The sequence below is a fragment of the Mesobacillus foraminis genome (assembly GCF_004340465.1).
Classification (GTDB): domain Bacteria; phylum Bacillota; class Bacilli; order Bacillales; family Cytobacillaceae; genus Mesobacillus_B; species Mesobacillus_B foraminis.
On the sequence record NZ_SLVV01000003.1, the window covers coordinates 172,358 to 195,742 of the forward strand.

Annotated in this window: 17 protein-coding genes; 14 read left to right on the forward strand and 3 right to left on the reverse strand. The window is 47.8% G+C overall.

Annotation, left to right across the window (positions count from 1 at the left end):
- Positions 1–8 precede the first annotated feature (8 nt).
- The 8 genes from EV146_RS05440 (at position 9) to EV146_RS05475 (ending at position 13,880) form a co-directional block, all read left to right on the forward strand.
- Positions 9–1,778, forward strand: a complete 1,770-nt coding sequence (locus EV146_RS05440) for a sensor histidine kinase (protein WP_132003035.1) — start codon at positions 9–11, stop codon at positions 1,776–1,778.
- A 178-nt stretch (positions 1,779–1,956) separates the two neighbouring features.
- Entirely contained in the window at positions 1,957–3,246 is a 1,290-nt protein-coding gene (locus EV146_RS05445; RefSeq protein WP_132003038.1) for an ABC transporter substrate-binding protein, read from the forward strand.
- 291 nt (positions 3,247–3,537) lie between these two features.
- Positions 3,538–4,350 carry a carbohydrate ABC transporter permease gene (locus EV146_RS05450; RefSeq protein WP_241993837.1) on the forward strand — a complete coding sequence of 271 codons (813 nt, stop codon included), beginning with the start codon at positions 3,538–3,540 and terminating at the stop codon, positions 4,348–4,350.
- The gene (locus EV146_RS05455) at positions 4,347–5,171 is read left to right on the forward strand and encodes a carbohydrate ABC transporter permease (RefSeq protein WP_121610934.1); all 825 of its coding nucleotides are present in this window, start codon (positions 4,347–4,349) and stop codon (positions 5,169–5,171) included. Before EV146_RS05450 ends, EV146_RS05455 begins: the two co-directional genes overlap by 4 nt.
- Before the next feature lie 37 nt (positions 5,172–5,208).
- Positions 5,209–8,265 carry a beta-galactosidase, LacZ type gene (gene lacZ, locus EV146_RS05460; protein WP_132003044.1) on the forward strand — a complete coding sequence of 1,019 codons (3,057 nt, stop codon included), beginning with the start codon at positions 5,209–5,211 and terminating at the stop codon, positions 8,263–8,265.
- Positions 8,266–8,619: 354 nt separating this feature from the next.
- Complete coding sequence (locus tag EV146_RS05465) at positions 8,620–10,863, forward strand: alpha-galactosidase (protein WP_132003047.1); 2,244 nt, start codon at positions 8,620–8,622, stop codon at positions 10,861–10,863.
- Between the two features lie 153 nt (positions 10,864–11,016).
- Positions 11,017–12,645 (forward strand): ATP-binding protein, encoded by a 1,629-nt coding sequence (locus EV146_RS05470; protein WP_132003050.1) that lies wholly within the window; start codon positions 11,017–11,019, stop codon positions 12,643–12,645.
- A 731-nt stretch (positions 12,646–13,376) separates the two neighbouring features.
- On the forward strand, positions 13,377–13,880 hold the full coding sequence (locus EV146_RS05475; protein ID WP_132003053.1) for a DoxX family protein: 504 nt from the start codon (positions 13,377–13,379) through the stop codon (positions 13,878–13,880).
- Positions 13,881–14,029: 149 nt separating this feature from the next.
- Here the strand turns inward: EV146_RS05475 and EV146_RS05480 are convergent, their stop codons facing one another.
- Positions 14,030–14,473: a DinB family protein gene (locus EV146_RS05480; RefSeq protein WP_132003056.1), complete on the reverse strand. Its 444-nt coding sequence runs from the start codon at positions 14,471–14,473 to the stop codon at positions 14,030–14,032.
- A gap of 138 nt (positions 14,474–14,611) precedes the next feature.
- Here EV146_RS05480 and EV146_RS05485 point away from each other — a divergent pair, with 138 nt between their 5' ends.
- The 5 genes from EV146_RS05485 (at position 14,612) to EV146_RS05505 (ending at position 20,182) form a co-directional block, all read left to right on the forward strand.
- Positions 14,612–14,932, forward strand: a complete 321-nt coding sequence (locus EV146_RS05485) for an antibiotic biosynthesis monooxygenase (protein WP_121610940.1) — start codon at positions 14,612–14,614, stop codon at positions 14,930–14,932.
- A 153-nt stretch (positions 14,933–15,085) separates the two neighbouring features.
- Entirely contained in the window at positions 15,086–15,631 is a 546-nt protein-coding gene (locus EV146_RS05490) for a glycerol-3-phosphate responsive antiterminator (protein ID WP_132003059.1), read from the forward strand.
- 365 nt (positions 15,632–15,996) lie between these two features.
- Positions 15,997–16,818 carry an MIP/aquaporin family protein gene (locus tag EV146_RS05495; RefSeq protein ID WP_132003062.1) on the forward strand — a complete coding sequence of 274 codons (822 nt, stop codon included), beginning with the start codon at positions 15,997–15,999 and terminating at the stop codon, positions 16,816–16,818.
- 23 nt (positions 16,819–16,841) lie between these two features.
- A complete protein-coding gene (glpK, locus tag EV146_RS05500; protein ID WP_132003065.1) occupies positions 16,842–18,332 on the forward strand; it encodes a glycerol kinase GlpK in 1,491 nt (496 codons plus the stop codon).
- A 149-nt stretch (positions 18,333–18,481) separates the two neighbouring features.
- A complete protein-coding gene (locus EV146_RS05505; protein WP_132003068.1) occupies positions 18,482–20,182 on the forward strand; it encodes a glycerol-3-phosphate dehydrogenase/oxidase in 1,701 nt (566 codons plus the stop codon).
- Between the two features lie 294 nt (positions 20,183–20,476).
- Here EV146_RS05505 and EV146_RS05510 read toward each other — a convergent pair whose 3' ends face one another.
- Together EV146_RS05510 and EV146_RS05515 are read right to left on the reverse strand one after the other, a co-directional pair.
- Positions 20,477–21,016, reverse strand: coding sequence for a GNAT family N-acetyltransferase (locus tag EV146_RS05510; RefSeq protein WP_158287016.1), 540 nt, complete (start codon positions 21,014–21,016; stop codon positions 20,477–20,479).
- Positions 21,017–21,053: 37 nt separating this feature from the next.
- The gene (locus EV146_RS05515; protein ID WP_132003074.1) at positions 21,054–22,286 is read right to left on the reverse strand and encodes an MFS transporter; all 1,233 of its coding nucleotides are present in this window, start codon (positions 22,284–22,286) and stop codon (positions 21,054–21,056) included.
- Between the two features lie 185 nt (positions 22,287–22,471).
- Between EV146_RS05515 and EV146_RS05520 the strand changes: the two genes are divergently transcribed.
- Positions 22,472–23,152, forward strand: coding sequence for an N-acetylmannosamine-6-phosphate 2-epimerase (locus tag EV146_RS05520; RefSeq protein ID WP_132003077.1), 681 nt, complete (start codon positions 22,472–22,474; stop codon positions 23,150–23,152).
- Positions 23,153–23,385: the final 233 nt, after the last annotated feature.

Genomic DNA, 23,385 nt, shown 5'->3' on the forward strand with positions numbered 1-23,385 from the left:
GGTGCAGCATGAAGAGAATCCTTCCCAATTCCCTTAAATACAACGGCTTATTTATGAAAATGTTCCTGTTTACTGTTCTGATTATTATTACCGTTTCAGCGGTGACAACCTGGGCCGCCATCCGCATGTCCGAGCAGTTTTTTATTGAGAGGTTCTCCATCACCAATTCCAAGGTCATGAACCAGATAAAAGAAAATCTCGAGTCGTTTAATTATTCAATCGTTCTTGCATCAAACAACCTTCTGCAGAACGGGACGATCAAGCGGACCTTGACGGCGGAGGAATCCGATTTCGACCGAATGGGTTCCCTCTTCCATCTCGGCCAGCAGATGAACCGGATCAAGTCCAACCTTGACGCTTACGAGGTCGGCATCATTGTAACCGGAATGAATGGAGTCAGCTACGCGACGGACCGCGCCTACTGGCCGATTACAGATGATGAATTAAAAAAGAGCCCCATTACGAAGAACACCCTGTTGTATCCTAAAAGGCTCTTATTTCAGTATGATTACCGTCAGGACATTACCGGTGAAACTGGAGACGAGCGCTTCATTGTTGCTTCACGGGCACTGAGTGTGCCAATTTCCGGATTTATTTATGGCTCCATGTATTTTTCCATTCAGGAAAAGGATTTTAAAAAATTCTATTCAAATTATACAAGCAATGGAAATGATGTATTCATCCTGAACAGGGAAGGGGTCATCGTTTCAAGCAGCCAATCAAAGCGGATCGGGCAGAACGCCGATGATCTCCTAAGTTATACAGATGAGCTTGAAAAGACACCCAACAGGACAATCAATGGTGATTTTATGGGGAAAGAACATATCATCATGATGGATTATCTTCCTTCCTACGATATGTATTTCTTCAATGTGATCGACAAGCAGACCGCACTTGGCGACCTGATTGACAAAAGGGAAATCATCCGAATTTCGGCCATCATTGTCCTCATAGCCCTTTGTGTCGTTTTTTTCGCTTCAAGGAGGCTGACGAATTCCCTTTCAAGTCTTTCCAGACAGATATCGAGTGCGTCCCAATATAATTTCCACCAGTATGTTGATGTAAAAGGAACAGAAGAAACCAAGCAGATTGGCCAGGCCTTCAATTCGATGCTGGACGAGCTTCACGAGTATGTGGAACAGCTGATGCAATCGCAAAAGGAAAAGCGCAATGCCGAGCTGGCCGCACTCCAGCAGCAGATCAATCCGCATTTCCTCTACAATACGCTGGCCTCAATCCGGTTCATGGTCCAGCAGGGCGGAAAGGAAGAGGCGGATGAAACCATAAGGGCACTCATCTCCCTGCTTCAGAACACCCTCGGCACTGTCAGTGAGACCATCACTGTCCAGGAAGAAATCGAGAATCTGAAAAACTATGTATTTATCAATCAAAAACGCTATGGCAGCAGGATCAGGGTGAATTACTTCATTTCGCCTGACTGTATCGGCTGCAGCATCCCGAAGCTGATTCTCCAGCCTTTTATCGAGAATGCCTTCTTTCATGGGTTTAATCATAAAACCGATGGCTACATCAATGTCCTTGTCTGGAAGGAAGGGGACAGCCTCATCTGCGAGGTCGAGGATAATGGAGATGGGATGGAGGTTTCCGATGATACAAAGCTGCCGGCGACTAAACGCAAGAAGCATCTCTTTTCCGGAATCGGGGTCAGGAATGTGCATGAGCGAATCCAGCTTATTTACGGAGAGTCCTACGGAGTACAAATCACGTCCCAGCCTGGCGAGGGGACAAAGGTGCGGGTGACCATGCCAGCTCGCTAAAAAAAATCATAAAACCTAAAAAAAGTACAAATTTACTCCTTTTGTAAACGCTTCAATTTATAAAAATAGTACAAAAACAGAACAAAATCGTCCTAACGAATGTCTAAAAGAAGGTGTTACCATAAGACATGTAAGTGAGACAACGCTTACAAAAACATGAATATTCGGGGGTAGAAAGATGAAAAAGTACTTGGCGCTGTTTTTAGTCAGCATCCTATTATTAGCAGCATGTTCTTCTGGATCGAAGACAGAAGAAGCTTCTGGAGATTCAAAAGATACAAATGAAATTACCGTGTGGGCATGGGACCCTAATTTTAATATCAAAGCTTTGGAAATGGCAAAAGAAGCGTATAAAGCTGAAGATTCAGAGCTGAACGTGAAAATTGTCGAGAATGCCCAGGCGGACATCATTCAAAAGCTGAACACAAGCCTGAGCTCCGGTACTACAAAGGGACTTCCCAATATCGTCCTGATCGAGGATTACCGTGCACAAAGCTTCCTGCAGGCGTATCCTGATATGTTCTATGAGCTGACGGACTCTTTCAAGGCAGAAGAATTTGCCGATTACAAAATCGCTCCAACAAGCCTTGACGGCAAAAACTACGGACTGCCGTTCGACACAGGCGTAACTGGTTTGTATTTCAGAACAGACTACCTGGAAGAAGCGGGCTATAAAGTCGAAGATCTCAAGGATATGGACTGGAACAAGTACATTGAAATCGGGAAAAAAGTGAAAGAAACAACAGGCAAGCACATGCTTACACTAGATCCAAAAGACCTTGGCCTTATTCGTACAATGATCCAGTCAGCAGGATCGTGGTACCTGAAAGAAGATGGAGTCACACCTAATCTTGCAGGAAACGAAGCTTTAAAAGAAGCGTTTGAAACGTACAAGGCGATTCTGGACGCAGACCTGGTCAAGCCGGTTTCGGACTGGAGCCAGTTTGTAGCAGGCTTCAACAGCGGCGATGTAGCGACTGTTCCATCAGGAAACTGGATTACAGCATCCATCAAGGCGGAAGAATCCCAATCAGGCAAGTGGACGGTAGCGGCGCAGCCAAGGCTTTCCAACAACCCTGATTCCGTGAACGCATCCAACCTGGGCGGAAGCTCATGGTATGTCCTGAACGTTCCTGGAAAAGAGAAGGCAGCTGAATTCCTTGGTAAAACATTCGGTTCCAATGTTGATTTTTACCAGGAATTGAACACAGAAATCGGCGCAATCGGCACCTACAAGCCGGCAGCTGAAGGGGAAGCCTACAAAGCGGCTGATGAATTCTTCGGCGGCCAGAAGGTGATCACTGATTTCGCGGCTATGACAGAAAAAATCCCACAGGTGAACTATGGCCTCCATACGTATGCCATCGAAGACATCCTGGCGGTTGAAATGCAAAATTACCTTAAAGGGAAAGACATTGACAAGGTGCTGGAAGACGCTCAGGCACAAGCGGAAGCACAAATCAAATAAAGCAATAGTGTTGACCGCATCACCATTAGCAAAATGATAAAACTAAAGCCCCGGAATTCGCCGGCTCTCCTATTGGGTTTAACGGAGCTATCTGATGTGTCAGGCGAAGCGCTCCGGGGCTTTTCTTTTAAGAATCAGGCGAGGAGTTGAATGAATGTGATACCAGCAAAAGCTACCCCTGGCCTTCCCGCAGAAAAACAGGGCAAAGGGAGGCAAACAGCAGCATCCGGACGAAAGCTTCGCGCGCGAAACGCGGTGGTCGGATGGTCATTTATTACCGTTGCAGCACTCATGATCGTTTTGTTTTATTTTTACCCAATGATCCAGGCGCTTCTATTATCCTTTCAATCAGGAACAGGGGCCAATCTCAGCTACGTAGGGCTCGATAACTACGCCCGGCTGCTGAAGGACCCAACCTTTCTTACAACCGTAAAGAACACCGTAGTCTATCTCATTGTCCAGGTGCCGGTGATGATTATTCTTGCCTTGTTCCTTTCCGTGCTACTGAATAATAAAGCGTTAAAGTTCAAGGGATTCTTCCGGACGGCGATTTTCCTGCCGTGTGTCACCTCTCTCGTGGCCTATTCCGTTATTTTTAAATACCTGTTTGGCCAGGATGGAATCATGAACATCATGCTCATGAAATTATCGCTGATATCCGAGCCGATTTCATGGCTGACCGACCCGTTTTGGGCAAAGATCACGATTATCATCGCTATTACCTGGCGCTGGACCGGCTATAACATGATTTTCTACCTGTCTGCCCTTCAGAATATCGATAATTCCATCTATGAAGCAGCAAAAATTGATGGAGCCAATGCTTTCCAGCAATTCTTTAAAATTACGATTCCCATGCTGAAGCCGATCATTCTATTCACATCCATCACGTCGACAATCGGAACCCTGCAGCTGTTTGACGAAGTCATGAACATTACAGCAGGCGGACCGGCCAATGCGACGATGACGATTTCCCAGTATATCTATAATCTGTCATTCAAATATACACCGGACTTCGGGTATGCAGCGACTGTCTCCTATGCGATTGTGATTATGATCGTCATTTTCTCCATCATTCAGTTTAGAGTAGCAGGTGATAAGAAATGAGTAAGGTAAATTCTATAATCAGCTATACCGTCCTGGTGATCGCATCGATTGTTTCCATCTTCCCGTTTTTATGGATGATTGTCAGTTCGACAAACCGCTCGGCCGATGTCACCCAGGGAAGGCTGCTTCCGGGGAGTCATTTCTTTGACAACTTAAGAAACCTTCTGGATACAGTGGACCTTGTGCCCGCTTTAATGAATTCAGCTAAAATTTCCATCTTCACCACCGTGCTGGCCTTGCTGATCGCATCGCTTGCGGGGTACGGTTTCGAAATTTTCCAAAGCAAGGCGAAGGACATTGTCTTCAATATCCTCCTGCTTTCGATGATGATTCCGTTCGCGGCCCTAATGGTTCCGTTGTTCCGGATGTTCGGGAAAATTTCCCCAGTTGCTCCTTTCCTAGGCATCGATACGCTTACAGCAGTCGTCCTGCCAACCGTGACAACGGCGTTCCTGATCTTCTTTTTCCGGCAAAGCACCAAGATGTTTCCTAAGGATATTCTGGAGGCAGGGCGCATTGATGGCTTGAATGAGCTGGGAATCTTTTTCCGGATTTATGTTCCAACGATGAAAACCACCTACGCGGCAGGAGCAATCATTACTTTCATGGCAAGCTGGAACAGCTACCTGTGGCCGCTAGTTGTGCTTCAGTCCCCGGAAAACCAGACGATTCCATTGCTCATTTCGAACCTTGGATCAAGCTATTCCCCGGACTTTGGAGTTATCATGACCGCAATTGTCATAGCCACTCTTCCATCCGCGCTGATTTTCTTCATTATGCAGAAGCATTTTGTTGCAGGCATGATGGGTTCTGTAAAATAATAGAGACAAGCACAATAGAAAGGGATGATTGGGAAAAATGAAAACGTTAGCAAGAAGGGAAGCAGCTCCAACACTTGATTGGCTCAGTGATGTAAAGGTGTTTGCCGTGAACCGCCTTCCAGCCCACTCCGACCATTATTATTACGAAAGCATGGAGGAAGCAAAGCAGGCATCTTCCATGAATCTGAGGCACAGCCTGAACGGAAGCTGGAAATTCCACTATTCCGTAAATCCGGCCAGCCGGCCTGAAGCATTTTACCAGCCGGAATTTGACAGCAATGGCTGGGGAGATATCACGGTTCCCGGGCATATCCAGCTGCAGGGCCACGGAAAGCCTCAATACGTAAATACGATGTATCCATGGGACGGGCTCGCTGATATCCGCCCTCCGGAAATCCCGCAGGATCGCAATGCTGTCGGAAGCTATGTCAAGGTGTTCGAAGTGCCTGAGATCATGGAAAACAAACCTGTGTACATATCCTTCCAAGGGGTAGAGTCTGCATTTTATGTATGGCTGAATGGAGCGTTTGTCGGCTACAGCGAGGATTCCTTCACCCCGGCTGAATTCGACCTGACCCCTTTCCTTTTGGACGGTGAAAACAAACTGGCAGTCGAAGTGTACCAGCGGAGCACCGGCAGCTGGCTGGAGGACCAGGATTTCTGGCGCTTTTCCGGAATTTTCCGCGATGTCTATCTTTATACGGTTCCTGAAATTCATGTGTATGACACGCATATTCGTGCCAGCCTTGATGACACCTATACAAATGGAACGCTACAGGCTGACCTCAAGCTTTTACAGGAAACAGCTGCCCCTTCCAAAATAGAAGTTGAGCTCTATCATGCGGATGGTAAATTGGCTGCCTCTCAAAACGCCGTGCAGGACAGTGGAGAGAAGTGGACATTTTCACTTCAAGTGGATGAACCTGAAAAGTGGAGTGCCGAAAGCCCGTATCTTTATAGACTTTACATCAAGGTCTATAACGAGGATGGCAGTTTAGTAGAGGTTGTTCCGCAAAAGGTTGGCTTCAGAAGATTTGAACTGAAAAATAAAGTGATGTGCCTGAATGGCGAAAGAATCGTCTTTAAAGGCGTTAACCGCCACGAATTCAACTGCCGCAGCGGCCGTGCAATCACAAAGGAAGACATGCTGTGGGACATCAAGACGCTGAAACGCCATAACATCAACGCCGTCCGCACCTCGCATTATCCGAACCAGAGCTACTGGTACGAGCTGTGTGACGAGTACGGTGTCTATGTAATCGATGAAATGAACCTTGAGACTCACGGTTCCTGGCAAAAGATGGGCGCTGTAGAGCCGTCCTGGAACATCCCCGGAAATCGGCCGGAGTGGCAGGACATCGTCATGGACAGAGCCATTTCAATGCTGGAACGGGATAAAAACCACCCTTCCATCCTGATCTGGTCCTGCGGAAATGAATCCTATGCCGGGGAAGTCATCTTGAATGTTTCCCGCTATTTTAAAAAGGCTGACCCAAGCCGGCTTGTCCATTATGAAGGCGTATTCTATGATCGCGAGTATAACGAGACGAGCGACATGGAAAGCCGCATGTATGCGAAGCCAGCTGATATTGAGGAATACCTGAAGAACAATCCGGAAAAGCCGTATCTCTCGTGCGAGTACATGCACGCGATGGGGAATTCGCTTGGCGGCATGCATAAATACACCGATCTGGAGAAGAAATATCCAATGTACCAGGGCGGATTCATCTGGGATTATATTGACCAGTCCCTGATCAAGAAGGACCGCTATGGAAAAGAATTTTTTGCCTATGGCGGCGATTTTGAGGACCGCCCGACAGACTATGGCTTCTGCACGAACGGAATCGTCTATGCCAACCGGGAGCTGTCGCCGAAAATGCAGGAAGTCAAATATCTGTATCAGGACATCAAACTGCTGCCGGATGCCGCAGGGGTTACGGTCGTCAATGAAAGCCTGTTCACTAATACAGGAGATTACAGCCTGGAATACATCCTGTTACGTGAAGGCAGGGAGCTGTATCGTGACAAGCTGAGTCTCGCTGTAAAGCCGCAAAGCGAGGGTCGTGCCGAATTCAGCCTGCCTGAAGGAATCACGAATCAAAACGGCGAGTACTGCTTCCATGTTTCATTAAACCTGAAGGAGAACCAGGTCTGGGCTGAAGCCGGACATGAGATCGCCTTTGGCCAGCATGTGTTCCAGGTAAAGGCAGCAGAGAAACAGCCTGCCGGCATAGGTGAACTAAGGGTGGTGGATGGCGATGTCAATATTGGGGTCCATGGCCGCGATTTCACTGCTATCTTCTCAAAGCAGGCCGGAAGCTTGATTTCATTGAGCTATGCGGGGAAAGAAATGATTTCCCTCCCGCCTGCGCCATTATTTTGGAGAGCGACCACTGACAATGACCGGGGCTTCTCGCAAGGATACCAATCAGGGCTTTGGTATGCAGCAAGCCTGGCGCGCAGATGCGCTGCCGTTGATCTCAATGAAGAGGCAGGAGAGGTGACCGTTGCGTTTACCTACCAGCTTTCCATCCATTCAGAAGTAGCGGTGAAGGTGTTCTATACGGTGCTGGCCGATGGAAGCGTCAAGGTGAAAACCCATTACCATGGTGCCGAGAACCTTCCGCAGCTCCCAATTTTCGCTCTGTCATTCAAGACACCGGCGGACTATGACCAGCTGGAATGGTATGCGATGGGACCGGAGGAGAACTATTCCGACCGCTCCAAAGGGGCAAGGCTCGGAATCTTCAAAAACACTGTATCTGAAAATCTTTCAGACTATCTCATGCCGCAGGAATCCGGCAACCGCACCGGTGTCCGTTGGGTCAACCTAACCAACAAGATCGGTCAGGGTATCAGGATTTCGGCCGTTGGCGAACACCTGGAATGCAATTTTTCACCATATACTGCATTTGAGCTTGAAAATGCCCAGCACCACTATGAGCTCCCGAATGTCCACTATACCGTTGTCACAGTGGCAGGAAAGCAAATGGGCGTCGGCGGCGACGACAGCTGGGGAGCGCCCGTGCACCAGGAGTATCTCCTGCGTGCTGACCAGGATCTAGAGTTTGAATTTATGATTAACCGGATTTAATTTTTTTAAAAAAACAGGGGAAAAACTGGTGAAACCGGTGAAAACTACGGTGATTATGCTGAAACCGGTTAATCCCCAGGGAACATCTGCCAAAACAGAAAACCCTGGGAAATAACTGAATGAAACAGATGAAAACAGATGAAAATGCTGGGGAATAACTGGCCGAAACTAGTAGAAACCCGGGACATCATTAGCTGAAACTCGTTAACCTGATCACGGCTGATACCAATCTCATACCCTGAGAATTAATCAGTAAAAATCGGGTTCACCAGAATGAATACTAGAGGAAAAGAGTCTGAAGTTTACAGACTCTTTCCTTTTATGAGTTAAAACGATATAGAAAGGAAGAACCTTATGTTGATTCAAGTTAATCAGGACAACCAGCAGTTCCATTTAACAAACGGCAAGGTGAGCTATATTTTTCATGTGATGAAAAATGGACAGCTTGGCCACCTCTACTATGGAAAAGCGCTGCGGCACCGCAGTGATTTTTCCCATTTGCAGGCCTATGATGTCCCGACAGCAGCAAGCTGCCATGTCTATGAGGACGATCCGGCCTTTTCCCTCGAAACCCTTCGTCAGGAATACCCGGCTTATGGAAACTCCGATTTTCGCGAGCCTGCGATTTCCGTCAGCAAGGCAGGTGAGGCCCATGTGCCGAATTTTACATATGAAAGCTTCAGGATCTTAGATGGGAAGCCAGGGCTTGAAGGACTTCCTGCCACGTATACGGAGGAGGAAGGACAGGCCGGGACACTTCAGGTGACCCTCAAAGACCATTATCTTCAGGCTGAGCTCACACTGAACTACACGATTTTCCGGGACCATCCTGTCATTGCAAGAAGCGCCTCTCTTAAAAATGCCGGGGAAGACCAGCTGGTGATTGACAGGTTAATGGGTGCTTCCCTCGATTTTCCTGATAAAGATTTCCGTTTTATTCATTTGGCGGGTACGTGGTCACGGGAACGGCATGTGAAAGAAAGGGCGCTTGAGACTGGAATCCAGTCAATCTCGAGTCTCCGGGGTGCCAGCTCGCACCACCATAATCCATTTTTAGCCTTGAAGCGGCCTGATGCCACTGAGCGCAGCGGGGAGGTTTTCGGCTTCCAATTCGTGTACAGCAGCAATTTTATCATGCAGGTGGAAGTGGACCATTATGATGTGGCAAGGCTGACGGCTGGCATCCATCCTTTCGACTTTCAGTGGAATCTGGGTCCGGAACAAACCTTCCAGACGCCTGAAGTGGTGATGGTTCATTCTGGGGAGGGCCTAAACGGAATGAGCCAGGCGTTTCATGACCTTTACCGTGAACATCTGATCCCTGCTCAATGGAGAAAGGGAGAACGCCCGATTTTAATCAATAACTGGGAAGCAACGTATTTTGATTTTAATGAGGACAAGCTGGTGAACATTGCGAAGTCGGCGCGGGAATTGGGGATTGAGCTCTTCGTTCTCGACGATGGCTGGTTTGGGAAAAGGAATGATGACACATCTTCCCTCGGGGACTGGCATGTGGATTACGATAAGCTTCCGAATGGGATTGAAAGCCTGGCGAGGAAAATCAAGGAAACGGGTATGCAATTCGGCCTTTGGTTCGAGCCGGAAATGATTTCGCCGAACAGCGAATTATACCGAGAGCATCCCGATTGGGCGGTTGGATTTGCAGACCGTCCCCATACGCTGGGACGTAATCAGCGTGTGCTTGATTTCTCAAGACCGGAGATTGTGGAGTACCTTTATGAAAAAATGGCGGCCATCATCCGGGAGACCGGGCTGTCCTATATCAAGTGGGACATGAACCGGAACATCACGGAAGCATATTCCTCCCGGTTGGCTCCGAATCAGCAGGGGGAATTTTTCCACCGTTACATCCTCGGAGTCTACGATTTGTATGAGAAGCTGACAAAAGAGTTCCCGGATGTGCTGTTTGAGTCCTGTGCGGGCGGCGGGGGCCGGTTTGATCCAGGAATGATGTATTATGCACCGCAAGCCTGGGCTTCCGATGACACCGATGCCGTTGAAAGACTGAAGATCCAGTACGGAACTTCGTACGCCTATCCTTTATACAGCATGGGCTCCCACGTCTCGGCTGTTCCCAACCATCAGACACTAAGAACGACACCGCTGTCGACCCGGGCCAATGTTGCCTACTTCGGAACCTTTGGGTATGAACTTGATCCTCTTAAGCTCACCGAAGAAGAGCGGACAGAAATTAAAGAGCAGGCAGCTTTTTATAAAAAACACCGCAAGCTGGTCCGCGACGGTCAATTTTACCGGCTGTTAAATCCGTTTGCCGGCAACGAAACCGCCTGGATGATTGTGAGCCGGGATCAGTCGGAAGCCTTGATCGGCTGGTACAAAGTGCTGGCAACAGCCAACCCTCCGAAGCAGCAGACGCTTCGTCTTGACGGATTGGATCCTTCAAAGGTTTATCAGGTTCCAGGCCTTGCGCAATCCTTTTATGGTGATGAATTGATGGCGGTCGGACTACCGCTGCCAACGGAGTTTAATGGGGTGAACAGACAAAAGGCAGAGCGCGGCGGCGATTTCCAGTCACAGGTCTTTTATCTGCAAAGCACAGAAGTAAGCAAGCTCTAGGTTCGTCGAAAAGGAGGATTGGAGACTATGTCTTTGATCCTCCTTTTTTGCGGGCAATAATTGCCACAAAAAAGTATTTTTTACATATAGCCATGCTTACATCCCTGGTTTATGATAAGGAGAAATAATAAGAATTTTACGGGTGGGACTCTTTTGTTTCTTTTAGACTATATCATCAATCTCTCTATTTTCTCCCTGCTGGTTTCCACGCCACTGGTGGTTCGATCGTTCTTCAATCATAAACCCTTTCCGCGTGTAAAGCTGCTGGCCGGGCTGTATGGGGGATTGGTTTCGGTGATCCTTGTGCTCATGTCGTTTCAGCAGCAAGGATATTCCTTTGATATTCGATATGCACCAACCATTCTTTTGTTTGCCTATCTGGGACCGGTTCCCGGAGTGATTGCCGGTGCTTTTTCCCTCGCTGCGAGGCTGTTTGCCAGCGGCCACTGGATCCCTGCGATCTTCGGCTGGCTGCAGGTGATGGCTGGTTTATCCCTGTTGCTTCCTTTGTTGAAGAGGTTTAGTCCGCTGAAGAAAAGCGCTGCACTTTTTGGCGCATACAGTCTCATCTATGTTGCTAATGTTTTTATCTTTAATATCTTGCAGGATCACCCTTGGTTCCACCTTCAGTATCTGCTGTTTATCGCGATAGGTGTGGGTATTGGCGGATTGCTGATTGAATCTTATGTGAAGCTGTACAGATTGAACAGCAGGTTATCGGAAACCTATAAACAGATGGAAGCAAGTGAAGCCAAGTACAGGCTTATTGCGGAAAACACCTCCGATTTAATCATGCTGATGAACAGGGAATCCACAGTCATCTATGTATCTCCTTCGCATGAGCAATTACTGGGCTACCGGGAAACTGAGGTGAATGAAAAAGAACTGTGCAAATTCATTCATCCAGAGGATATTCCGGGGGCGAAACAAGCGATCAATGCCATACTCGAGCAGAAGGAATGGCAGTCAATTGAACTCCGCATCAGGCACAGCAATGGTTCCTGGATTGAATTTGAATCGCGGTTCATGCCAGTGCTGGCTGATGATGGGGGGATCGGACATATCGTCATCATCAGCCGGGATATCTCCGAGCGTAAAAAAGCTGAAGAGATCCTTCTGCAATCCGAAAAGCTTTCCATTGTCGGCGAGCTGGCGGCCGGTGTGGCCCATGAAATCCGAAACCCGCTCACAACCATTAAAGGCTTTGTCCAGCTTTATAAATGGGAAACAGGATCGGATGAATACAACGAGCTGCTCCTGAGCGAATTGGGCCGGATCGAGACGATAACCAGCGAGCTGCTTTCACTGGGCAAGCCGCAGGCCGTCAAGCTGTCCAGGGCCAATGTCAGGGAACTGATCGAGTATGCCGCCGAGCTGCTGTCGCCGCAGGCCCATATGTATGATATAGAATTCATTTTCAACCACAATGAGGAGAAGGATCTCTTTATTACCTGTGAAGTGAATCAAATAAAGCAGGTGTTCCTCAATCTGTTAAAAAACGCGATTGAATCCATGGCTGATGGCGGCGAAATTCATCTGTCGCTTGAAACGGCCGAAGAAGGAATGTGCATGATTTCAATCCGCGACCATGGATGCGGAATCCCGGAGGATCTGCTGCCTCGTCTGGGCGAGCCTTTTTACAGCTTGAAGGAAAAGGGAACAGGGCTCGGTTTGATGATCTGCCATAAAATCATCAAACAGCATCACGGAAGTATCACCTATCAAAGCAAACTCAACGAAGGAACCCTCATCCAGGTGAGGCTGCCGCTCGCAAAGGATTAAAAGGACAAAAAGCTTGCAGGGAGCCGCATTCTCTGCAAGTTTTTTTGTTGCTGTCGTAGGGTTCAGCGAGCGAGACTCCGCAAAAAGAATTTTTCATCTGTGTTTAGAAGTAGTCATACACGAAATAGCAGGAATCGCACACGACTTTTATCAGCGTTAGACGGGGATGAAAGGAGCAACGATTTGGGCACTGTAGCAATGTTACCGTGATGGGCCTCTTCGTCACGATTTAGACACCGGTTTTTCAATAAATCACAATAATCGATGCATAAGTAAAAATAATCTATTCATAAGATCGGATAATCAATCTATAAATGAAATTTATTGATTCATAAAACTTTAGGGGACGTCATTCAACATGGAAAATGGCTGTAAGATAGGGGATTAGACCGAAAATTTGGTGCTGATCAGCTATAAATATGGGCAATTTAATTTGAAAATCAACTTTTTCCGGGTAGTTATTGGACCGAAGATCTCAAAGAGGATCCGCTCCTCGTTACGGACCTGGGGATGTTAGAGCGCCTCTTTCGTTATAAAGTTACTTGTGAGGGGCGGAATATCCAGCGAGTATTCCTGCTAACTTGATAGTAAATTACTTCTTGTCACAGGTTTGCCAAGATGTTTTTACTAATTTGTGAACATCTTCACATATTCATTATTTTTAAGGTGTAATCTGCTATATTTTAAGTGTACTAAATAACTTATCCATTTCTGAAAGGAAGCGAATGATCATGTTCGTAACATTTTTAAGAGAAAATAAGATTGCTGCCGGTATCTTAACAGTTTTGCGCCTGTACCTTGGATACAACTGGATGACCGCAGGATTTCATAAATTAACTGGCGGCTTCGATGCATCCGGATTCCTGAAAGGAGCGGTGGCGAATCCCGTCACAGGCCCGGATGGAAGTGCAGTTTACGGCTGGTACGTGAATTTCCTTGAAAGCTTTGCCCTGCCAAACGTCGAGCTCTTCAATATCATCGTTCCGCTTGGGGAGTTTCTGGTCGGCCTGGGCCTCATCCTTGGCTGCATGACAACAGCCGCCATGTTCTTTGGACTTGTGATGAACTTCAGCTTCTTCATGGCAGGAACCGTCTCCCACAACCCAACAGACATCTTCCTCGGCGCCATCATCCTGTTCGCAGGCTACAACGCTGGCTGCTATGGACTTGACCGCTGGGTCGTTCCATTCATGAACAAAAACATTCTCAAAAAGGAACGCAAAGCCCTGAATTAACAAAAAGCCTGCAGAGAAGGAAGCTCCTTCCTGCAGGCTTTTTTTACACTAAAGAGGGTCAGGCACGCTTTTACGCATTAACGCACAGCGGGTCAGGCACGCTTTGTTGCATTAAAGTACAGGCGGGGGTCAGGCACGCCTTTGGTGGACTAACGTGCGAAAATGATAAAATCGATGGCTGGCGGTTCTGTACCTGCTTCGCGGAGGAGGGTGTTGATTTGCCCTCGGTGGTGCTGTCCGTGCAGGGATAGGTGCGTTAAAATCTCGCGTCTGCTATTGGTAAACTCTTTTCCTGTGCTGTTTTGGTAGGAAATGCTTTTATCGAGGTCATCCTCGCTTAAGTGGTTCAGGTATCTGATGAAGGTTTCTCTATTATTCTTTACAAGGCGTGCACAGGTATCGAGGTCTGTTTCTTGCCAGATTGGCAAATGGGAAGAATCCTGTCCTTGTAATCTTGTTGCCCAGACCTGCTCGGCATACAAGATGTGGGAGAATATATTTCTGACCTTGGGGTTGTCGATCTGCTGCAGCGATAGGAGAATGCGTTCGTTGGCCCAGAATGAATGGTGGAGCATTTGAGTGATGGTTTTCATAAGAGAAGCCTCCTTATTGACTGGTATTAATTGTATATTAACATGGATTGCCAGTTTATAAATTTGATATTTTTGATGGTAATGATAATCATTTTCAGTTAAAATATTTTATATGAACAGTATGAAGGAGTGAATGGAATGTTTGTTCAAATGAGAAAAACAGTTGTAACCGAAGGGAATGCTGATCAGGTGGTCAACCGGTTCAGCGGGGAAGGCATTATTGAAAAGCAGGAAGGCTTCATTGACTTGACTGTCATGGTGAAAAAAGTACGCCGCGGCGACGAAGAAGTTGTTGTCCAGATCCGCTGGGAGTCAGAGGACCACTGGAAGCAATGGGAAAAGAGCGATGCCCATATTGCCGGCCACAAAGCAAAACTCGGCCAGCCAAAGCCGGATTATATTGTAAGCTCTGAAGGCGGTTTATACGAAGTGAAGGCCGTTAAAAGTGCACGTGCATAACCTCAAAGACTGATATCCCTATGGTATCAGTTTTTTTGCTTTAGAGATTTGGAGCTTGCAAAGAAACTAGAATTCCGCGCCCAGCCGGTTGTAATTCTCCCCCACTCCCCCTATGATAGAACACAAACCGACAACTTCAAAGGAGCATAAATAATGGACCAAAAGATTCTCCCGGCCTCCTCAAGCATGAAAGAGTTTGAAGCTTTCCTGAAAAGTCCCTATAAGATTGGCGTTTTCCTGGAAATGCATATTGCCCAGCTGAAAAACGTCCATCTGATGGCAGAGGCACACGGGAAAAAGATGCTTTACCATGTTGATCTCATCCATGGAATCAAAAGTGATGACTATGCGACCGAATTCATTTGCCAGGAGTACAAGCCGCATGGCCTGATTTCAACTAAATCCAGCGTGATTTTAAAAGCCAAGCAAAAGGGTGTGCTGGCCGTTCAGCGAGTGTTTTTAATTGATTCGCATGCCCTTGAAAAAAGTTTTAAGCTTTTGGAAAAAACGAAGCCTGACTATATTGAGGTTCTCCCTGGAGCAATGCCCGGCTTAATCCATGAAGTCAAACAAAAGGTAAATATCCCTTTGTTTGCCGGAGGCTTTATCCGGACACCGCAGGAAGTTCAAAATGCGCTTGATGCCGGAGCTGATGCTGTCACCACTTCGAAGAGGCAGCTTTGGCAGCACTTTTTATAATATATAAGTGGAAGCCGTCCGCCTTTATGATTTTCAACAGCCTCTTTCTTTTAAAAAAGGGATGTCGCTGAGATTGGTGCTGCCCTCCACTTTTTCACACAGTAAATATGCGCCAAACAGTAGTTATCAAAAGATACCAGCGACAAGACACTTAATCACTAATCTTAATAGATTTAAAACCGTTTCAACAGTAAAAAATCAACAAAACGGTTGACAGCGTTTTCAACCTTGCTGTATACTACAGTACAAGTTAATACTAGTGACGGAGATTGGGAGATTCACGGAGATAAGACCTTGATTGATTAAGGTGTTTTCTGTCGTGGCTCCCTTTTTTTGTTGCTAAAAAACCAGAAAGGGGAATTTTTATGTCAGCCTTTATGGGGGAAGTTATTGGAACCATAATTTTAATTGTGTTTGGTGCAGGTATTGGGGCAGGCTCTACGCTCAAGCATTCATACTCAAACAATGCAGGCTGGATTGTCACCACGATTGCCTGGGGACTGGCGGTAACCATGGGAGTATTCGCAGTCGGCTCGATTTCGGGAGCCCATTTGAACCCGGCAGTTACACTGGGAATGGCCATCAATGGGTCGATACCCTGGGCCGAGGTGCCCGGCTATATGGCCGCACAGCTGATTGGGGCAATGATTGGGGCGGCACTTGTTTTCCTGCACTATCTTCCGCACTGGAAGGAAACTGCCGACCCGGCTGCTAAACTCGGGGTATTCGCAACGGCTCCTGCGGTTGAGCATACCTTCGCCAATCTTTTTAGTGAAATGTTTGGTACATTTATTCTCGTATTAGGACTATTATTTATAGGGGCAAATACTTTTACAGAAGGCTTGAATCCGATTGCAGTCGGTCTCTTGATTGTGGCGATCGGAATGTCCCTTGGAGGCACAACCGGCTATGCCATTAACCCGGCTCGTGATCTCGGACCGAGGCTGGCTCATTTCCTTCTTCCGATTCCGGGGAAAGGAACATCCAACTGGGGCTATGCCTGGATCCCAGTTGTCGGCCCGTTGATGGGCGGTGCGCTGGGAGCGGTCTTTTATCAGGCAATTTTTCAGGGGGAATTCACTGCAGCATTTTGGGGAATTTCTGGCGCTGCAGCTGTTATACTTGTTTTATCCTATCTAATCGGTAAAAAAGGTGGAGAAATGGTTTCATCTAATTCAGCAGCTTAAACATGTCAAAGGGGAGAGAGAAAATGGAAAGGTACATTTTATCACTGGATCAAGGAACTACAAGCTCAAGAGCAATTCTTTTTAATAAAAAAGGGGAGATTGTCCACACCGCCCAAAAGGAGTTTACCCAGCATTTTCCGAAGCCGGGCTGGGTGGAGCATAGCGCCAACGAAATCTGGGGCTCCATCCTTGCGGTCATTGCAGGGGTATTATCGGAATCCAATGTTAAGCCGGAACAAATAGCGGGAATAGGAATTACAAACCAGCGGGAAACAGCCGTGGTTTGGGACAAAGAAACAGGAGCGCCTGTCTATAATGCCATTGTCTGGCAATCCAGGCAGACAAGCGGAATCTGCGAGGAACTGAAGCAAAGAGGCCTCAATGATCTGTTCCGTGAAAAAACAGGCTTGTTGATCGATGCTTACTTCTCGGGCACAAAGGTGAAATGGATCCTTGACAATGTAGAAGGGGCAAGGCAAAAGGCGGATGAGGGCAGGCTGCTGTTCGGCACGATCGATACATGGCTCATCTGGAAGCTTTCCGGCGGGCGTGCCCATGTGACGGATTACAGCAATGCCTCCAGAACCTTGATGTACAACATCCATGAGCTGAAATGGGACGATGAGCTGCTTGAAATCCTTGGCATCCCTCATTCGATGCTCCCTGAAGTCAAGCCTTCTTCAGAGGTATATGCGCATACGGTCAATTATCATTTCTTTGGAAAAGAAGTGCCAATTGCTGGAGCTGCCGGAGACCAGCAGGCAGCCATGTTCGGCCAGGCATGTTTTGAGGAAGGCATGGCGAAGAACACTTATGGCACAGGCTGCTTTATGCTGATGAATACCGGAGAAAAAGCGGTCAAGTCCGACCATGGTCTGTTGACCACGCTTGCCTGGGGGCTGAACGGGAAAGTGGAGTACGCCCTTGAAGGAAGCATTTTTGTGGCAGGTTCGGCAATTCAGTGGCTGCGGGACGGAATCCGCATGATTAAAAACGCCAAAGACAGTGAGGAGTATGCTTCAAGAGTTGAATCGACCGATGGCGTTTATGTTGTGCCGGCGTTTGTCGGGCTGGGCACGCCTTACTGGGACAGCGATGTAAGAGGGGCCGTGTTTGGCCTGACGCGTGGAACAAGCAAGGAGCAATTTATCCGTGCGACGCTCGAATCGCTTGCCTACCAGACGAAGGATGTTCTGTCCGCAATGGAGATGGACTCGGGGATTGAAGTCAAAACACTTCGTGTGGACGGCGGAGCTTCGATGAATAATTTCCTGATGGGCTTCCAGAGCGATATGTTAAACGTCCCGGTTGAACGGCCGGTAGTCAGTGAAACCACTGCGCTTGGAGCTGCCTATCTTGCGGGGCTTGCCGTCGGATACTGGGAAAGCCAGGAGGAAATTGCCTCCCAATGGGCAATCAGCAAATCCTTTGAACCTGAGATGGCGGAAGAAACCCGGGGCGAGCTGTACGGCGGCTGGAATAAGGCCGTTCGAGCAGCGCAGGCATTTAAATAAAACGTTAAACTACACAAATAGTTTGAATTTTGCTATACTAAAAGTAAGTTAATAAATCGGCAGGAGACACGGAGAGACCGCGAAAGCATTACCGTCTGAATGGTAATGCTGTTTGCGGTCTCTTTTCCTGTTTTAAGGAGGAAAATAGGATGTTTTCAAATATGAAACGGGATGAAATTCGAAATAAACTGACTGACGAGGCCTTTGATGTATTGGTGATTGGCGGCGGGATTACAGGGTCCGGGATTGCGCTCGATGCCACAACCAGGGGCATGAGCACGGCGCTCCTTGAAATGCAGGACTTTGCGGCCGGGACCTCAAGCCGCTCGACCAAGCTGGTGCATGGCGGCCTGCGGTATTTAAAACAGCTTGATGTGAAAGTGGTCGCCGAAGTGGGGAAAGAACGGGCGATTGTTTACGAAAACGGTGCCCATGTCACCAAGCCGGAATGGATGCTCCTGCCTTTCCATCTGGGAGGTACCTTTGGCAGTTTTACGACATCCATCGGGCTTCGCGTCTATGATTTCCTCGCCGGCGTTAAAAAAAGTGAACGACGAGTGATGCTGAACAAGCAGGAAACACTCAACAAGGAGCCTTTGATCAAACAGGATGGCCTGAAGGGCGGCGGTTACTACGTAGAGTACCGGACCGATGATGCCAGGCTGACCATTGAAGTCCTTAAGGCGGCGGTCGATAAAGGAACGAAGGCCTTGAATTACGCCAAGGCTGAAGAACTGCTGGTGGAAAACGGCCAGGTAGTTGGAGTGAAGGCAATCGACCTGCTGACGGGGCAATCCTTTGATGTGAGGGCGAAGAAAGTCATCAATGCAACGGGTCCCTGGGTGGATTCCATCAGGGAAAAGGACGGCTCCAAAACAGGGAAGACCCTTACTCTGACAAAAGGCGTTCATATTGTCATCGACCAGTCCCGCTTCCCGTTAAAGCAGGCGGTGTACTTTGATACGCCGGATAAGAGGATGGTGTTCGCAATTCCGCGGAACGGAAAGACCTATGTAGGCACCACCGATACCTTTTATGATTCTGACCCCATTGCTCCAAGGATGACAAATGAGGATATGGATTATTTAATCAATGCCATCAACCTTATGTTCCCCGAGGTAAAAGCAACCGCGGCGGATGTGGAATCAAGCTGGGCCGGGGTCCGCCCTCTCATCAGGGAGGAAGGGAAGGACGCTTCGGAGATTTCCAGAAAGGATGAAATCTGGAAGTCGCCGACCGGACTGATCACGATTGCAGGCGGCAAACTGACCGGCTACCGCAAAATGGCCGAAACCATTGTTGACCTGGTTGCCAGGGAACTGCAGTCAGAAGAAAACCGGACCTTCCCGCCCTGCCAGACAAAGCATCTGCCTATTTCGGGAGGAGACTTTGGAGGATCGGCCCTTTTCGACCAGTTTGTCACTGCCGCTGCACAGCAGGGAAGGAAAGCCGGACTGTCCCAGGAAGAAGCCGTACATCTGGCTGCCTTCTACGGCTCCAATGCTCATCGTGTCTTTGAATTGTTCCAGCACCATAAAAAAGAGGCGGAAAGGTTCGGCATTCCGGATGTCATCTTCGCCAAGCTGATTTACGGATTGGAACATGAGATGATTGCCACGCCAGTCGATTTTTATTTCCGCAGAACCGGGGATCTGCTGTTTGATGTCGAGTCGGTGCAGAAATGGAAAACCACCGTCTGCAGCTATATGGCCCATAAATTCAACTGGTCTAAAGGAGACATAGCCAAGCACACAGCAGAGCTGGATGTCGAACTCGAGGCTGCCGCATTGGCAGGCACCCGCCCCCGGAGCGCAGGAAAGGACCTCCCCATATCAACAAGACTAGGCTAAAACGCATTAAAACAACACAATCTAAGAAAAAAGGAACAGCGGTGTTATGCGGCTGTTCCTTTTAGCGTGTACACAGCGCTGTCCTTCAATTAATTAAAGCGTGCCTGACCCGCAGTGGTTTAAAGTGATAAAGCATACAACTGCCAATCCTAGGTTTTTATCATTATAGCCATGCTGGCTACGGAACCTAGTTATTCTCCAAAAAGTACAGAAAAAGGGTGAAAGGAGTATTGATCCTCTCACCCTAAAAACTATTACTATGCAACATTCTAAAATTCCCGTAAATCCACGAATTTATAGAATTTTTTTCCCCAGTTCCTTCTCCAGCAGCTCCCAGCCAGCCTTTTGGGTTTCGTCCTGAATGAATGGGACAAATCCCAGGCCAAGGTAGGCATTGACGGCTTTAACGTTTGTGGTTTGTGTTTTTAGATAGGCTTTTTCATGCCAGCCTGCGAGCTTTTCTAATAGAAAGCACAGCAGCGGCTTGGCCAGTTTCTTTCCCTGGTGTTCAGGAACGATTCCGACCCAGTGGATCCGGCCCATTTCCTCACCGGCCTGCTTCCCGTACCAGGCAGTAGCTGTCCCGATCGCTTTGCCTTCTTCGTTTTCGATAAAGTACATCCGCTCTTTTACATCGGTCAGATGGGGTTCAAACTCCTCCTGAAATCGTCTTAGCGCAGCCTCTTGATCTGGAAACTCCCCGGCGGCCGTTAAAATGGAAGCCCATTTCGCCTCATCCTTGCCGGTAAAGCTCCTCATTTTATATGAAGCGGGAAAAGGGTAATCCGGAATTTCCTTTAAATGGTGCACCATCGTCAATGATATTCTCTCCATATCCATCCTCCATCATTCTAGTATTCTCGCATTTTTATCAGGCAAGTTCGTTTCGCCTGCGAAGCATTCTATATAAAGCCAGGGTGCAGCCCGAGCAAACCAGAGCCATGGCCGCAATAAATATATAGCCTGCCTGCAGCCCGATGATTTCATTGCCTCCCGGACTAAAGGCCCTGCTGACTCCGTCGATGATCAGTCCAATGGCCAGATTGCCGAGGACCGAGGCGATGCCCATAAGCGTGACCACAAAGGTAAGCGCCGTCCCGATTCCCTTTGCATACTTTTTGGAGAGCAGAGCCATGACCGTTGGGTAGATGGGGGCAATTCCAATCCCGGCAATGGCAAACAAAATGGCGCCTTCCCTTCCGATCAGAACAGCAGCCAGGCTGCAAATTCCTGAAAAAGCAGAAAAAATCATGATGGAAAGTGTATATCCAAGCCTGTCGGTCACCGGCCCTACGAAAAGCCTGGACAAAGTGAAGAAAAGGAAAAACAAGGAAAGCATAGAGGAAGCTTCTTTGGTGCTCCATTCATAGGCGTTTTCCAGATAATAGACAAGCCAGCTGCCGACAGCCATTTCGGAAATCACTCCGAAGGAAAGAATTGCGACGATAAGCCAGGCAATTTTATCACGGAGGAGTGCCTTGTAGGAGGTGCGTTCCCCGTCTCCATGTTCATCTTCATCAGGGAATTTGCCCAGTAATGACGGAATGATGGGCAGCAGTGACAGCAAAAGAACCACCAGGTACATTCCGCGCCAGCCCAGCTCGCCATCGCCCATGAGATTCCAGCCCATCATTGATGCACCCAGCATTGGGGCGCCGATAGAGCTCAGGCCATAAAAAAAGTGGGACAGATTCATCATGGTACCTGTATTTTTCACAAATATCCGGGCGGCCATAATTCCAAGGCCAATTTCGAGGATTCCATTTCCGATGTATAAAAGAAAATAAGAGGCTGCCAAAGATCCAAAGCCCGTCGACAGGTACATGCAAAGCCCTGCTATCGGCATCGAAACAAATGAGATGATTCCCGTCCACTTGATGCCGATTTTATCAGCCAAGGCGGAGGTGAAGGAGCATGCCAGCAGATAGCCGAGTGAATTCAATGCCAGCAGGAAGCCAAGCTGTGATTCCGTGAGGCTGAAATCAGACTGCATGCTTGGAATGGCTGGCCCCTTTACATTCTCCGAGAGCCCGAAAAGCAGGAACCCTCCGAATACAACGAATAATAAAACGTAGTAATTAAATTTAGTCTGTCTTTTTTCCAAAGTGTGTGCCCTCCAGGATGATTTAAAGAATTCCAGATATATCCTACGTTAGCTTGCAAATGGCCTATGGTCAAGCACAAGATATCCTGCTTTTAGAAAAAGAAAACCAAGGATTCTGCCATGTACAGGTTGACTTTCCGGAAGCTTACGGCAAAATAGGGGTATTAGATATAGGAGGTGCCAGGATGCTCGATCGAATAAAAAAAGGCCTGGTGGTTTCATGCCAGGCGCTTGAGGATGAACCGCTTCACAGCTCTTTTATTATGGGAAGGATGGCAAAAGCCGCCGCCCAGGGAGGAGCTGCGGGAATAAGGGCCAATTCCGCACAGGATATCAGGGAAATCAAAGAGAATGTAGAATTGCCGGTCATTGGCATTGTGAAACGGGATTACCCTGATTCTGAGGTATACATAACCCCCACTTTAAAAGAGGTGGACGAACTGGTAGACGCAGGGGCCGAAATGATTGCCGTAGATGCCACAGACCGTGTGCGGCCGGGAGGAGTTACACTTGAAGATTTTTTTTCTGAGGTGAAAAGGACCTATCCTGCTCAGCTGCTGATGGCTGATGTCTCGACCATCGAGGAAGCGAGGAAGGCTGAGGAGCTCGGCTTTGATTGCGTTTCAACTACGATGGTAGGATACACCCCATATACGAATGGGCAAAAGCTCTATCAAAATGATTTTGCAATCCTGAAAGATTTTATCCAGACGATTTCTGTGCCGGTGATTGCCGAGGGAAATATTTTGTCTCCAGAAATGGCGAAAACCTGCCTAGAAATCGGCGTCCACGCTGTGGTGGTTGGCGGAGCCATCACGAGGCCGCAAATGATTACGAAGAGGTTTATTGATGTAATGGAAAGCTGATATCGAGGGGGAGGAGAAATCCTCCTCTTTTTTGATGCTGTTAAAAATTAGACACTGGTTTTTCAATAATTAAAAAAAATCGATTCATAACTGAGAATAATACATGTATAACAGGCCGGGAATCCATAAAGCTCTCGGAACCATGCATAAAGGAATTTCAGCTAAAGTTTCTTGTTTCTTTTAGATAAAAAGGCCGCTTTATTAGCAAAATATCTGGTAATAGCTACATTGTT